This is a genomic window from Mucilaginibacter flavus (assembly GCF_030409315.1).
GTDB lineage: Bacteria > Bacteroidota > Bacteroidia > Sphingobacteriales > Sphingobacteriaceae > Mucilaginibacter > Mucilaginibacter flavus.
This window is the reverse complement of sequence record NZ_JAUFPS010000028.1, coordinates 344,640-357,866: the sequence shown is the minus strand read 5'-3', so window position 1 is coordinate 357,866 and position 13,227 is coordinate 344,640. Positions and strand designations below refer to the sequence as shown.

Sequence of the window (13,227 nt, the reverse complement as noted above, 5' to 3'; positions counted from 1 at the left end):
TACACTAAAAGTGCGTTTTTGAGCTAAAAAAGGCTGTTTAAGAAGTTTTAGGTGATTTTTTAGCTATCCAACCGGCTACAATTTTGGCAGAAAGCAAACAGAGCGGAATCCCGCCGCCAGGGTGCACGCTGCCGCCGCAAAAATACAGTCCATCTACCGAGGCGCTCCGGTTGGCATGCCTCAAAAATGCCGCGAACTGGCTGTTGCTGCTGGTGCCGTAAAGCGAGCCCTGGTACGAGGAAGTTTTGGCCTCGATGCTTCGTGGATCAAGAATGGATTCGGAGACAATCAAGCTGCCTATATCATGCCCCAGGATGCGGGTAAGCTTGCGGATGATGTGCTCACGGGCATCGGTGATCAGGCTATCCCAATCCTGCCCGGTATTGGCGGGGACGTTGATCATGGTAAACCAGTTTTCGCAACCCGCCGGGGCATCATCAGTTTTGTATTTTGAGCTGATATTGAGGTAGATGGTGGGGTCTGTGCTGATGTTTTTATCCTTCCAAATATGATCAAACTCGGCCTTGTAATCGGTGCTGAAAAAGATGTTGTGGAGGTCGAGTTCCTTAAACTCCTGGCTAATCCCCCAATAAAATATCAATGCCGAACTGCTGCGCTCCTGCGCCAGGATCTTTTTAGGAAACAGGTGTTCATGGCCCTGAAGTAATTGGTGATAGGTGAACCATACATCCATGTTTGATACCACAATATCGGCATAAACAATACCGCCGTTTACAGTAACTCCCATAAGTTTACCCCCATTAACAAGCACCTGGCTAACAGGGGAATTATAATAAAATTTTACACCCAAAGATGCTGCCAGTTGCACCAGCGCTGTAGTGATACTATGCATGCCCCCTTGCGGAAAGTAGGCTCCAAAATGCTGCTCCAGGTGGGGGATCACATTTAAGGTTGCCGGGGCCTGGTATGGATTCGATCCGTTATAGGTGGCATAGCGGTCATAAAACTGCACCAACCTATCATCCTTAAAAAAGCTTTCATTGGCCTGGTGCATGGTACGGAAAGCATCTATCTTCCCAAACCTAAAAACCGACTTGAGGGTATCCCATTTAAGGTAGTTTTTAAGCTGATGTAATGAGCGCTCCAGGAAAACGTGATTGGTTATATTGTAAATAGCAGCGCTGTTATCCAGGTATTTATAAACAACTCCGGCGGGTTCGCCAGTGGTGTTTTGTACTTCTGCGGCAAACTTTTCATGGTCGGCGTAGGCGGTTAGCCGGGTGCCGTCTTCATAAAAATATTGGCAAACTTTGTTGAGCTTTTGGTAAGTGAAAAAGTCTTTGGGGTTCTTGCCGGCCAGTTCAAAAAGCTCGTCTACATACTTCGGCATGGTAAACAAACTTGGCCCGGCATCAAAGCGAAAGCCATCCTGTTCAATCTCAGTCAGTTTGCCACCCGGGTAGCTGTTGGCCTCAAAAACTTCTACCTGATACCCGTGCACCGCAAGCCTTATCGCCGTAGCGATACCTGCAATGCCTGCACCGATAATAACAGCCTTAGGCATGGCGGAGTCCTAAACCTGGGTCATCATTCAATATGTATTTACCCGCTGCAAAATCAGGCATCCGGTAAGGGTTGTTGCTCACCAGGAAAGGGCCGTCCAGATCAACCCAATCGCATTGTGGAGCGAGGGCCAGACCGGCTAAGGCGGCGCAACTGGTTTCGGTCATACAGCCTATCATTATTTGCAGGTTAAGTTCGCGTGCCTTATCTATCATCCGTTTGGCTTCATACATCCCTGCCGATTTCATGAGTTTGATGTTGATGCCGGTGTATACCCCTTTGGCCTTCTCTACATCTTCAAACCGTTGTACAGCCTCGTCGCCTATAATGGGGATGGGGCTGCGCTCGGTGAGCCAGGCATTACTATCAGGATCGGTTTTCAGCATGGGTTGCTCTATCAGTTGCACGCCTTGTTCCTGTAGCCAGTAGGTCATATCCAGGCTTTGCTGCAAATCTGTCCAGCCCTGGTTGGCATCCACATACAGCGGTACATCGGTAACCGAGCGGATAGTACTGATCAATTCTTTATCGGTATCCCGGCCAAGTTTTACTTTAATCACCTTAAAACCTTCGGCTTCCTTAACTTTTTTGATGATCATTTCGGGTGTATCAATCCCGATGGTAAAACTGGTAACCGGCATCAACGCGGGATTGCTGCCCAATAATTGCCAGCTGGGTTGGTTCCTGATCTTGCCATCCAAATCATGCAGGGCAATGTCAATAGCCGCTTTTACAGCGGGATTTCCCGGTGCTATGCTATCCATGTAGCTAATTACAGCGCCAAAATCAAATGGATAGCTGAATCGCCCAATATCTACCTTACTTAAAAAATCGGTGGCACTTTGGTGGCTTTCGCCCATGTAGGGCACCATGGAGGCTTCGCCATAGCCGGTGTAACCTTTGTGTTGTATCTGCACCAGCATAACCGGTGTAGTTGTACGCGAAAATTTGGCTATGGTAAAAGCGTGCTTTAATTGAAGTTCAAAGGGTTGATATGTCAGTTCCATGTTAAAAACCAAAGCTAAAATTTTAGAACGAAAAACCTGCTTATCTTTGCCGCCATGCCGGCACAAATTTATTCACCGTTCCAAAGTTTTAATTTCAGTAACAGCAAATGTTTCCTAACCGGGGAGACGCTTAGCTCGCCCGAAGAGCGCATACAAGTTTTTCCGCAATGGTTAATGAGTCGTTATGGCCTGGAAGATAAGCCCTTTAAACTGCTTGACGAAAGCATGGCAACCTACAAGGATTTGAAATTACCTTGTTCGGCCACCATCAATGAGCAATACCTGGAGCCTTTAGAAGCCGAGATAGCCGCCGCTTTTGATAGCGGGTACGAAGCAGTGAAGACACTTGACGAAGTAAAACTTTTTCAATGGGCGGGCAAAATGTTGTACGGTATTGTTTTTAACGAGATACAGGCCGGCATAAGGCAACAGCATGCCCAGGGCGAGGAGTTTAATATATCAGAATCCCTTATACACAAGTTTAGCAACCTGCACGTAATGCTGCAATGCCTTAACCTCCCCATTCAGTTGGATGGTTTTAAGCCATTTAGTTTGATGTTATTTAAGGTTGATAATTCTGAAGATATTTTTGGCTATCGCGATGAGATCAATACACTGACATTTAGCCTGCGGATAAAAGACTTTGGTTTAATTATTTGCCTGCAGGATAACGGTGCTAATGGCCGCTATCATAAAGAAGTATTGGATAAAATAGCCGGACAGACACTACACCCTATCCAGTTTGAGGAAGTTAACGCCAGGTTCTTTTACTCGGCTTATTTATTTAACCGCCTGCCAGAGTATGATATAATGCCGGTGGGAGATACCATTTATATTGAGGCTGCGCCGCTAAGAGGTACCAGCAGCAAGCCGCTGTTTGACGATTGGATGAACAAAGTTTACGGCCAGGTATTGGAAAACTTCTGGAAAAACTGGGGCTACTTGCTGTTCGAGATCATCAAGAACCCCGAACAGCCTATGAGCTTTTTATTTGATGCCGATGGCGGTTTTGTTAATGCATCAACGATTGAACTTTCTCGCTAATCTGTTGAAAAAAGTAGGGTAATATCCCCGGATGAAACAAAATGGTGATCATTAGCCCGCTAAGCGCGCCGTAAAAGTGGGCATCGTGATTAATGTTGTCGCGTGAATATTTGGTTGCATAGCTGCAATAAATAAGATATAAAACGCCAAAAATTACCGCAGGGATTGATACCGGGATAGGCATAATCATCATACCACCCAATGGATTATACAATATCGCGCTAAAAACAACCGCGCTCACCGCGCCAGACGCGCCAAGGCTGTAATAGCTATAATTTTCCTTGTGCTTTAAAACCGATGGCATATCGCTCAAAATAAGGCTTAGCATATATAACACCCCAAACTGCCAATGGCCCAAAACCGGCTCCAGCTGAAAGGCAAAAAAATAGTACGACATCATGTTAAAAAACAAGTGCATCAAATCTTTATGGATAAAGCCGCTTGTAATAACAGTATAAACATAGCGCCCCCTCGAAACATTATACGGGTGCAGCATCAGCTTGCCGTACAGGTTTTGGTTGGAGAACGTTATTAAAGAGGTAATGATAGTAATCGCGAATATTACAGCGGCCACAGGGGCCTGCATCAGTTGTTCCATTTATTTCAAATCGAGTTTGGTATTGGTTAGTAACCGCCCTACCGGGTAGCGCATAAAAGTTTTTTCGAAGTTAGCAGAATTGCGGTACACAAAAAACAGCTGCGCATCGGCACTTTTGGCCAAGGCTGGGTCTTTCGCTTTGGCATCCTCTAATTTCTGTTTAAGTGCAGGGTCTTTCTTTAACATGGCTGCCGCTATATCTTCATATACATAATTTGAAAAATATTCCTTTTCGCCCAACATTGAATCGAAAAAGTTCCAGGCAAAAAAGGAATCTACCCCCTGTGGTTCCAGAGTTTCAACGATGTAACGGTTAATGGCCTGGTTGGTGTATACAACGTAATCGCCGGCATAAAATTTCACTGGCATATCAACAGGGTTTAACTGTACGTTGCTGTGCAGGTAATGCCCCTCAAAAGGGCGTGTTGGCGTTTTAATATCACCAAAGTAATACATTTGCAGGTTAAGGGTAGTATCATGCGCCAGTTGCTGCATTTTTACGCCGTTTAATTTAAACAGATCAATAACCTTGCCCCAGGCTTGTGGTATTACGTAAGCAATGGGTTTATCGGCAAAAGCGGTGGGCTTATAGGTGTTGTAAAACTTAATGACTTTGGTGTAGGGCTTATCCCTGTCATAATACAAGCGCTTCAATCCGCTCACCTCGCTGGTTTTATAAGCGGCTTCGTAGCCTTTAAAGGTGATGGTATCTACCTTTTGCATATCAACCTCCCATTTAAGGGCGAAGGTTTTTTGCTGTGCTACTTCGGCATCTGCCTTTTTCTTTAATTCGCCTATCAGTTTGGCATCGCGTTGGTTAATATCAATAAGGTGCTGCATAAAATCATAAGTGGCGTATACCCGCTTATCAAATGATTTCAGCATATGGGTTTCGGTAATATAACTGATGATGTTATGCTGGGCGGTAAAACCAGTTGCAAAACGTGGGGTTTCTAAAAAGCTTACAATGCCAGAATCGGGCAGCCCTTCCTCGCCGGCACCGTAAGGGATCATCTCATAGCCGCTTTTTTTCATGTGGCTATACAGGTACGGGGTGAGCGTTTTGCTGGTATAATCGGCCAGGACAGGGTTTTGTTTGTCTTTTTGGGTTTCAATCAGCGTCATTACATATTGGTAATCGGCACCGTCGCTGGTATGATTATCCAAAAAAACTTCGGGTTTCCAGGTAGTTAATATCTTGGTAAATGCCAGCGCGTTGCGGCTATCCGCTTTAATAAAATCGCGGTTAAGGTCAAGATTGCGGTAGTTACCACGGAAACCGTAGGCTACAGGTCCGTTTTGGCTTACGCGGCTTTGGCCGCGGTTAAGGTTACCATCTATATTGTACAGGGCAATAAAACAAAGTACCACATCTTTGGGCAAGGCGTTTTTCTTTAACAAATCGCGCACCAGCATCATGCTGGCATCAATGCCTTCGGGTTCTCCTGGGTGAATGCCGTTGTTAATCAGCAATACACGTTTGTCTAACTTTTTAATGAGCGAGGGATCAAAAACTTTGTCCTTTGATAAAACAATCAGCGTTAACGGCTTGCCTACATCAGTAGTGCCGTAGTTAATCATTTTCATTTGCTGCGGGTACAGCTTGTTCAGTTTTTGATAGTAAGTTATTACCTCATTATAGGTAGCTGTGTAGTTTTTATCTTTACTAAGTTCAAAAGGGGTAAGCTGGGCCTTGGCCGATAGCACGCAGCAGGCTAAAAGGATGGATAAAAATGATCTCATGCTTCAAAGATATACGCAAGCGCCTATAATAAAGCGCCGGGGATAAAATTTTACTGTCACAATTTGATAGCTGATGCTATTGCAGGGCCGCTATTTCTGCCTGTGTCTTTTTCGGCAGGCTTTTTACTACCTGCTCATACGAGTGATCTATCATATCGCGCAGTTCTTTGTTGGTCAAAGCGCCATCCATGTAAACGGTATTCCACATTTTTTTATTCATGTGATAACCAGGAATCACCTCGCTGTGGCGTTCGCGGAGTTCAATGGCCAGTTCTGGGTCGCATTTAACATTAAAGCGATTGGCATCGGTTAAGCCAATGAGCAGGAAAATCTTTTCGGCTATTTTAAACACAAGCGTTTCTTCTCCAAAGGGAAATCCTTCGGTAACGCCGGGCTTTTGCAGGCAATAATCACGTAATTCCTCTATGTTCAAAACTGAAACTTGCGGATAAGTTTGTTATATGATGTGGTGTTACCAAAATTGTACTTAAACCCAATAGTTATAAAAGTATACTGATCAAGCGCGTTGTTTTTATACTTACTTGATGGGTCATTGTAGCCATCAATGCCTTCACCTATGTCATAATAATGCTGTATCCCTATATCGATGCCGTAACGGGGCTGATCATAATCGTCAAATATTTTAAATTCATAACCAAATCTTAACGGCAAGATCAGGTTAAACCCCTTGTCGGCCCCTCTAAATCCTTCTGGTGAACCAACAACGTCATTCTCAGGAAATTGGTTAAAGCGTTGAATACGGGTCATATTATTATAAATAAAACCAATACCCGTACCCAGGTAAAAATTTTTGATCCTATCTAAAAACCAGCTATCCGCATAGTCCATAATTTCACCGGCTTGCAAATCGGCATGGAGGTTAAATGAAACATAGGAGTTGGTAAAATACCTGCCAGACAGATCCTCGGCCCTGGTTGGGCCGCCGCCAGAAAATGTTCCTTTTTGTAATTCGGCAGTGATAGGTAAATATGGGCTGTAGTTATAAACAAAGTTTAAATTAAAAGCTGGATGATAATCCTGTTTTTTCAAATCAGCCTCAGCCTTGCCGTAGCTTGCGCCCGCGCCAACACCAAATTCATAGTAATTAAATCCACTTTGAGCTTTCACGGTAAACACTGCAAAAGCCAAAACAAAAAAAAGAATATATTTTTTCAATGTTAAAATTTAATCAATATTTACAATGATGACCCGCCGGTTATAAGCAGTCACAAAAATTTCACTAATATAGCTTATGAGTTTTAATTCGCCGCTAAATTTTACGGTTACAGATCGCTTTTTACGATACGTTACCATTGATACGCAATCCGACCCTGCTTCGGTTTCATTTCCATCTACCGAAAAGCAAAAAAACTTAAGCCGCTTATTGGTTCAGGAATTATTAACCATTGGCGTTACCGACGCGCACATGGATGAATATGGTTATGTGTACGCCACCATCCCATCCAACAGTACAAAACAGGTGCCGGTTATCTGTTTCTGTTCGCATGTGGATACCGCGCCCGATTGCAGCGGGGCCGGGGTTACTCCAATTGTGCATAAAAATTACCAGGGACAAGATTTGGTATTGCCTGATGATGCCACCCAGGTAATTAAATTAGCTGAACATGATGACCTCAAAAACCAGATAGGTCATGATGTAATTACAGCCAGCGGCCTTACCTTGTTAGGTGCCGATAACAAGGCCGGTGTTGCCGAAATTATGGATGCCTGCTATCAGCTGATGAATCACCCTGAAATTAAACATGGCGATATCCGCATATTATTTACACCCGACGAGGAAGTTGGTCACGGGGTTGACCATGTTGATATTGCTAAATTAGGCGCCTATGCCGGCTACACTATGGATGGTGAAAGCGCGGGCAATATGGAAAATGAAACCTTTAGTGCCGATGGCGCCCGGCTTACCATAAACGGTGTAAGCTCGCACCCCGGCTTTGCCAAGGGTAAAATGGAAAGCGCTATTAAAATAGCCGGCGAAATTGTGGCTGCGCTGCCCGACGAACTGTCGCCGGAGCATACCGAAGAAATGGAAGGTTTTATACATCCGGTTGCCATAGAAGGCCATGTAGAAACCGCGGGGATAGATTTTATCATTCGCGATTTTGACGAGGCCAAATTAAAAGCCCATGCCGATGTGATCCGCAAAACAGCAGATGAGGTTTTAAAACGCTACCCAAACTCTACCTATACTTTGGCCATCAGCGAACAATACCGCAACATGAAAAACGTATTGGAACAACATCCCGAAATTGTTGCCAACGCCATGGAAGCCATTAACCGCACCGGGCTTAAAGCCAAACTTTGCAGCATAAGGGGCGGTACCGATGGATCGCGATTATCATTTATGGGCCTGCCTTGTCCCAATATTTTTGCGGGAGAGCATGCTTTTCACAGCAAACAAGAATGGGTATCTGTACAGGATATGCAAAAAGCTGTAGAGACTATTTTACACCTTAGCATGATCTGGGAAGAGAAAGCCTAACAGTCATCAACCTAAATAACAGAAAATGTACACGATAAGAACAGCAACGGTAAACGACGTTGACGCCATTTTAAGTATAGCCGATACCACCTGGTGGGTAGCCTACTCCCCAATTTTAGAGCGCGAGCAAATTGAATTTATGCTGAATGAAATTTACTCGGCAGATAAGATTGGCAAACAGGTTACTGAAAACCAGCAAACCTATTTATTGCTGGAAGAAGAAGGAGAGCCGGTTGCCTTCGCCGCTTATTCGCCCCGGGGAGAAAACGCAGATATTTTTAAATTGCACAAGCTTTACTGCCTGCCCAAAACACAAGGCAAAGGCTACGGCAAAATACTCATTAACGAGGTTGCTCAAAAAACCAAAGATGCCGGCAAACAAGTGCTTGAGCTTAACGTAAACCGATACAACAAAGCCAAAAGTTTTTATGAAAAAATGGGCTTCGCAGTGGCTTATGAAGAAGATATTGCAATTGGCCCATATTGGATGAATGACTACGTAATGCGGAAGGAGTTGTAGCCATAACGATTGGGCAGATTAAGCATTAACCTGCCCAATCGCTTTTTGTTATCCCGTATACATGTTCATCTAAAATGACGCTCTTCTTAACAATTCCGTTTCTCAAAATCCCCTCTTTTTTGAAGCCTGCTTTTTCAAGTACCCGCATCGATGCCGGATTATTGCCCAATATACCTGCCTGCAAGCGTTCAATATCAAGATTGGTAAAAGCATAATCAACTACCAGTTTTACCGCCTTTGTCATGATACCTTCACCCCAGTATTGTTCACCAAGCCAGTAGCCAATTAAGGGCGCTTTACGGTAAATATCCTCCCGAAAATCTATACCGATAACGCCGGCGAGTTCATCGTTAATAACTATGGCAAATTTGGTTTGTATTTCATCGGCCATTCTTAACCTAATAAAATCAATAGCATCGGTTAAGGTATACGGCGATGGGAAACGATCAAACAAAAAGCAGGCAATGCGTGGGTTATCCGCCTGTTTTTGCAAAGCGGCGGCGTCCTCTAAACGCAGTTCTCTTAATATGAATCCAGGTGCGGTAATTTCCATTTTGTAACAATAAAATGTTTAAAATTAACAATCCTGATAGAAACTGCTAAATTGCGTTGGCGTAATCGCTACGCCGCTTAACGACTGATCGATGAAAAAATTATTTACGCTGCTTCTCATAGCTGGCGCGGCCAATGCCAATGCCCAAAAGTTAGATACCCTCACCATTGAAAAGATCATGCGCGATCCTAAATGGATAGGCACATCACCCTCAGAAATTCGTTGGAGCGACGATAGTAAAAAAGCCCTTTTTAAATGGAATAATGATAAAACTGGTCCCGATGCATTATTTGCTATTACACCCGGCAGCAGCAAACCCGAAAAAGTAAGCGTAGAAGATCAGCGTAATTTAACCGGTAATGGCAGCTGGAATAAAAAACATACTCAAAAAGTGTTTGAAAAAAATGGCGACCTGTACCTCGAAGATCTTAAAACAAATAAAACCACACAACTAACCCATACCGAACAACGCGAAAGCTCCCCTGTTTTTAACGGCGATGAAACGCGTATTGTTTTCTCACAAGCCAATAATCTTTTCGCTTTAAAACTTAATGGCAGCGGCCTGGAGCAGTTAACCAACTTTGTAAAAGCGGCAAAAAACAAAAAAGCAAAAGATGAAAGCAACGAGGAGGAAAAATGGTTAAAAAAACAACAGGCCGAGCTTTTTGATATTATTAAAGTTGAGGCAAAAGACGCCAAACAGGATTCTGTTCAGGAAGCCTTGCTTGCACCAAAACAATTAAAAGAGTTACCCTTTGGCGATAAAAGGGTAGGGCGGGTTAAAATAAGTCCGGATGAACGCTTTATTACTTACCGGCTCACTAAACCTGCCGCTGATGTTAAGGAGGCCATTGTTCCAAATTATGTAACGGCATCGGGCTTTACAGAGGATATTCCCAACCGCTCAAAAGTTGGTCGTCCATCATCTACCTCAGAGACTTATATTTTCGACAGGCAGCGCGATACCGTTTATAAGATTAACACTAAAGAGATTCCTGGCATTAAAGATTTGCCCGACTACGTAAAGGACTACCCAAATGAACTGGCCGAACTAAAAAAGCAAAACGCCGATAGGCAGGTAACCGTTGAGGGGCCGTTTTGGAGCGACAACAGTGCTTTCGCCGTTGTAGTAGTTTCGGCGCAGGATAATAAAGACCGCTGGATTATGCGCCTTGATGCCACAACCGGCCGGCTTGCCTTGTTAGACAGACAACGTGATGAGGCCTGGATTGGCGGCCCCGGTATCGAAAACGGTGCAGCAGGCAACGTTGGCTATGTTGATGACATCCACTTTTATTACCAGAGCGAAGCCAGCGGTTACTCGCATATTTATTTGGTTGATGTAACCAGCGGCGCAAAAAAACAGCTCACGAGCGGCAAATGGGAGGTGCAAACCCTGCAACTATCCAACGATAAAAAGACGTTTTACTTTACGGCAAATATTGACCACCCGGGCCTAACCGATTTTTACAGCATGCCCGTAACCGGTGGCTCGCCGGTTAAAATAACCAGTTTAAAGGGTGGCAACGAAGTAACCCTATCGCCCGATGAAAAATGGCTGGCTATCCGTTACTCCTATTCTAATAAACCCTGGGATCTGTATGTTCAAGCTAACAAACAAGGGGCAAAAGCATTGCAGATAACCAACTCCGTATCGGCCGAATATAATTCATATCCATGGCGCGCGCCAGAGATCATTACCTTTAAAAACCGTTATGGCAGTGATGTGTACGCCCGCATTTATCAACCTAAAAAAGCCGATGCGGCAAAACCCGCGGTGATATTTGTGCATGGTGCAGGCTATTTACAAGAGGTTACCTACTCATGGAGCTATTATTTCCGCGAGTTTATGTTTAACAACATGCTGGCCGATAACGGGTATACTGTTTTAGATATTGACTATACCGCCAGCGCCGGCTACGGGCGCGATTGGCGCACCGGCATTTACCGCCACATGGGTGGTAAAGACCTTACCGATCAGGCCGACGGCGTAAAATACCTTGTTGAAAAGTATGGCGTTAACCCCAAACATGTTGGCCTGTACGGCGGATCATACGGTGGTTTTATCACACTGATGGGCATGTTTACAGAGCCCGATGTTTTCGCGGCGGGCGGTGCTATCCGTTCTGTTACCGATTGGGCGCATTATAACCATGAGTACACCGCCAATATCCTGAATGAACCTTTTACAGATGAGATCGCTTACCGCCAAAGCTCGCCCATTTATTTTGCCAATGGCTTAAAAGGTAATTTATTGATGCTGCATGGCATGATAGATCAGAATGTAAACTACCAGGATATTGTTCGCTTAAGTCAGAAGTTGATTGAACTGCATAAAGAGAATTGGGAACTGGCATCATTCCCGGTAGAAGACCATGCCTTTGAACAAGCCAGCAGCTGGACGGATGAGTATAAACGCATTTACAAACTGTTTGAACAAACGCTGAAAAAGTAATTTAAAAACGGTTGACTGAATTAAAGGGTAATGGGGGTGCTTACACCACCCTCTTCGCGTTATCCTTTACAAAAGTATCCCAGCCGGAATATGATTTTTTGCTACCACCGGTTTTTGCGCCGGTGCTGATCCTTTGAAATGAATGACAAACGGCTACGGCCAGGCCATCCGTCGCATCCAAAAAGTCGGGGGTTTCGGTAAACTTTAGCAGGGTTTGCAGCATGGCGGCAACCTGCTCTTTGGTGGCATTTCCGTTGCCTGTGATGGCTTGTTTTATTTTACGGGGCGCGTATTCGGTGATCTCTACATTGCGCGATAGGGCGGCTGCCATGGCTACCCCCTGCGCTCTGCCCAGTTTAAGCATCACCTGTATGTTTTTGCCGTAAAAGGGAGCCTCAATAGCCAGGCAATCGGGATGGTAATTATCAATAAGGGCTACGGTTTTTTCAAATATGCGCTGTAGTTTAAGCATATGGTCGTCCAGCTTTTCCATTTTCACAACGCCAAGGGCAATGAGTTCAATTTTTGGTCCGGTTTCTTTAACCAGGCCATATCCCATAACTGCTGTACCGGGGTCAATTCCCAAAATAATCCGCTCCTTAGTGTTAGCTTGCTGCATACTTGCCAAAGGTAGGCAATCAAAGTAAACTATTGTGTAAAACGGTTATATATTGCTCCCGGCTTATCATCCTGGCCCCCATCGATTCCAGGTGATCTGTATGTACCTGGCAGTCTATCAAATCAAACTTACCACTCTGGCACAAATAAATAAGCGCCATTTTTGAGGCATTGCTCACCCTGCTAAACATGCTTTCGCCACAAAAAACATCACCAACCCATATGCCGTACAAGCCGCCCACAAGTTGGTCATCAAGCCAAACCTCCACAGAATGGGCATAGTGTTCGGCATTCAGGGCGATGTAAGCCTGCAGCATATCGTCGGTGATCCAGGTGCCATCCTGCCCTTCACGCGGGGCGGTTGAACAAGCTTTAATCACATCGGCAAAACAGGTGTTTGAGGTAATTTTGAACTTGCCCGACCGCATTACCTGCCTCATGGATTTAGAGATTTTTAATTCCTGCGGATACAACACAAAGCGCTCATGAGGCGAGTACCAAAGGATTGGACTATCATCACTATACCAGGGGAAGATGCCATGCTGATAGGCCAGAACCAGGCGCTGGGTTGACAGATCGCCGCCTACAGCCAAAAGCCCGTCTGGCTCTGCCAAATCGGGCTCTGGGAATATTAAACGTTCATCAAGCCTGAAAATCATCAG

At 44.7% G+C, this 13,227-nt stretch carries 13 protein-coding genes; 4 read left to right on the top strand and 9 right to left on the bottom strand.

The window, feature by feature from the left end:
- Nucleotides 1-37: 37 nt before the first annotated feature.
- Nucleotides 38-1,525, bottom strand: coding sequence for a 1-hydroxycarotenoid 3,4-desaturase CrtD (gene crtD, locus QWZ17_RS12825; RefSeq protein ID WP_290305625.1), 1,488 nt, complete (start codon nucleotides 1,523-1,525; stop codon nucleotides 38-40).
- A complete protein-coding gene (locus QWZ17_RS12820; protein WP_290305624.1) occupies nucleotides 1,518-2,531 on the bottom strand; it encodes a dipeptide epimerase in 1,014 nt (337 codons plus the stop codon). The genes crtD and QWZ17_RS12820 overlap by 8 nt, the downstream gene beginning before the upstream one ends.
- A 54-nt stretch (nucleotides 2,532-2,585) precedes the next feature.
- Between QWZ17_RS12820 and QWZ17_RS12815 the strand changes: the two genes are divergently transcribed.
- The gene (locus tag QWZ17_RS12815) at nucleotides 2,586-3,575 is read left to right on the top strand and encodes a hypothetical protein (RefSeq protein WP_290305623.1); all 990 of its coding nucleotides are present in this window, start codon (nucleotides 2,586-2,588) and stop codon (nucleotides 3,573-3,575) included.
- Here the strand turns inward: QWZ17_RS12815 and QWZ17_RS12810 are convergent.
- The 4 genes from QWZ17_RS12810 to QWZ17_RS12795 form a co-directional block, all read right to left on the bottom strand.
- Nucleotides 3,544-4,173, bottom strand: coding sequence for a rhomboid family intramembrane serine protease (locus tag QWZ17_RS12810; protein WP_290305622.1), 630 nt, complete (start codon nucleotides 4,171-4,173; stop codon nucleotides 3,544-3,546). The two genes, QWZ17_RS12815 and QWZ17_RS12810, sit on opposite strands and share 32 nt — an antisense overlap.
- Nucleotides 4,174-5,916 (bottom strand): M14 family zinc carboxypeptidase, encoded by a 1,743-nt coding sequence (locus QWZ17_RS12805; protein WP_290305621.1) that lies wholly within the window; start codon nucleotides 5,914-5,916, stop codon nucleotides 4,174-4,176.
- Between the two features lie 76 nt (nucleotides 5,917-5,992).
- Nucleotides 5,993-6,349 carry an MmcQ/YjbR family DNA-binding protein gene (locus QWZ17_RS12800; RefSeq protein WP_290305620.1) on the bottom strand — a complete coding sequence of 119 codons (357 nt, stop codon included), beginning with the start codon at nucleotides 6,347-6,349 and terminating at the stop codon, nucleotides 5,993-5,995.
- On the bottom strand, nucleotides 6,346-7,092 hold the full coding sequence (locus QWZ17_RS12795; RefSeq protein WP_290305619.1) for a hypothetical protein: 747 nt from the start codon (nucleotides 7,090-7,092) through the stop codon (nucleotides 6,346-6,348). Before QWZ17_RS12795 ends, QWZ17_RS12800 begins: the two co-directional genes overlap by 4 nt.
- Nucleotides 7,093-7,168: 76 nt before the next feature.
- On the opposite strand from QWZ17_RS12795, the gene pepT reads away from it, so the two are divergent.
- Entirely contained in the window at nucleotides 7,169-8,419 is a 1,251-nt protein-coding gene (gene pepT / locus QWZ17_RS12790; protein ID WP_290305618.1) for a peptidase T, read from the top strand.
- 25 nt (nucleotides 8,420-8,444) lie between these two features.
- Nucleotides 8,445-8,939, top strand: coding sequence for a GNAT family N-acetyltransferase (locus QWZ17_RS12785; protein WP_290305617.1), 495 nt, complete (start codon nucleotides 8,445-8,447; stop codon nucleotides 8,937-8,939).
- A gap of 25 nt (nucleotides 8,940-8,964) precedes the next feature.
- Here QWZ17_RS12785 and QWZ17_RS12780 read toward each other — a convergent pair whose 3' ends face one another.
- Entirely contained in the window at nucleotides 8,965-9,492 is a 528-nt protein-coding gene (locus QWZ17_RS12780; RefSeq protein WP_290305616.1) for a GNAT family N-acetyltransferase, read from the bottom strand.
- A gap of 91 nt (nucleotides 9,493-9,583) precedes the next feature.
- On the opposite strand from QWZ17_RS12780, the gene QWZ17_RS12775 reads away from it, so the two are divergent.
- Complete coding sequence (locus QWZ17_RS12775) at nucleotides 9,584-11,947, top strand: S9 family peptidase (protein WP_290305615.1); 2,364 nt, start codon at nucleotides 9,584-9,586, stop codon at nucleotides 11,945-11,947.
- 40 nt (nucleotides 11,948-11,987) lie between these two features.
- Here the strand turns inward: QWZ17_RS12775 and ruvC are convergent, their stop codons facing one another.
- Together ruvC and aat are read right to left on the bottom strand one after the other, a co-directional pair.
- Nucleotides 11,988-12,566 carry a crossover junction endodeoxyribonuclease RuvC gene (gene ruvC, locus QWZ17_RS12770; protein WP_290305614.1) on the bottom strand — a complete coding sequence of 193 codons (579 nt, stop codon included), beginning with the start codon at nucleotides 12,564-12,566 and terminating at the stop codon, nucleotides 11,988-11,990.
- A 19-nt stretch (nucleotides 12,567-12,585) separates the two neighbouring features.
- Entirely contained in the window at nucleotides 12,586-13,224 is a 639-nt protein-coding gene (gene aat, locus QWZ17_RS12765; protein ID WP_290305613.1) for a leucyl/phenylalanyl-tRNA--protein transferase, read from the bottom strand.
- Between the last annotated feature and the right edge of the window lie 3 nt (nucleotides 13,225-13,227).

Excerpts from the sequence above, each read along its gene's own strand:
- crtD (WP_290305625.1), bottom strand. The coding sequence starts at position 1,525 with ATGCCTAAGGCTGTTATTATCGGTGCAGGCATTGCAGGTATCGCTACG.
- QWZ17_RS12820 (WP_290305624.1), bottom strand. The coding sequence starts at position 2,531 with ATGGAACTGACATATCAACCCTTTGAACTTCAATTAAAGCACGCTTTT.
- QWZ17_RS12815 (WP_290305623.1), top strand. The coding sequence starts at position 2,586 with ATGCCGGCACAAATTTATTCACCGTTCCAAAGTTTTAATTTCAGTAAC.
- QWZ17_RS12810 (WP_290305622.1), bottom strand. The coding sequence starts at position 4,173 with ATGGAACAACTGATGCAGGCCCCTGTGGCCGCTGTAATATTCGCGATT.
- QWZ17_RS12805 (WP_290305621.1), bottom strand. The coding sequence starts at position 5,916 with ATGAGATCATTTTTATCCATCCTTTTAGCCTGCTGCGTGCTATCGGCC.
- pepT (WP_290305618.1), top strand. The coding sequence starts at position 7,169 with ATGAGTTTTAATTCGCCGCTAAATTTTACGGTTACAGATCGCTTTTTA.
- QWZ17_RS12785 (WP_290305617.1), top strand. The coding sequence starts at position 8,445 with ATGTACACGATAAGAACAGCAACGGTAAACGACGTTGACGCCATTTTA.
- QWZ17_RS12780 (WP_290305616.1), bottom strand. The coding sequence starts at position 9,492 with ATGGAAATTACCGCACCTGGATTCATATTAAGAGAACTGCGTTTAGAG.
- QWZ17_RS12775 (WP_290305615.1), top strand. The coding sequence starts at position 9,584 with ATGAAAAAATTATTTACGCTGCTTCTCATAGCTGGCGCGGCCAATGCC.
- ruvC (WP_290305614.1), bottom strand. The coding sequence starts at position 12,566 with ATGCAGCAAGCTAACACTAAGGAGCGGATTATTTTGGGAATTGACCCC.
- aat (WP_290305613.1), bottom strand. The coding sequence starts at position 13,224 with ATGATTTTCAGGCTTGATGAACGTTTAATATTCCCAGAGCCCGATTTG.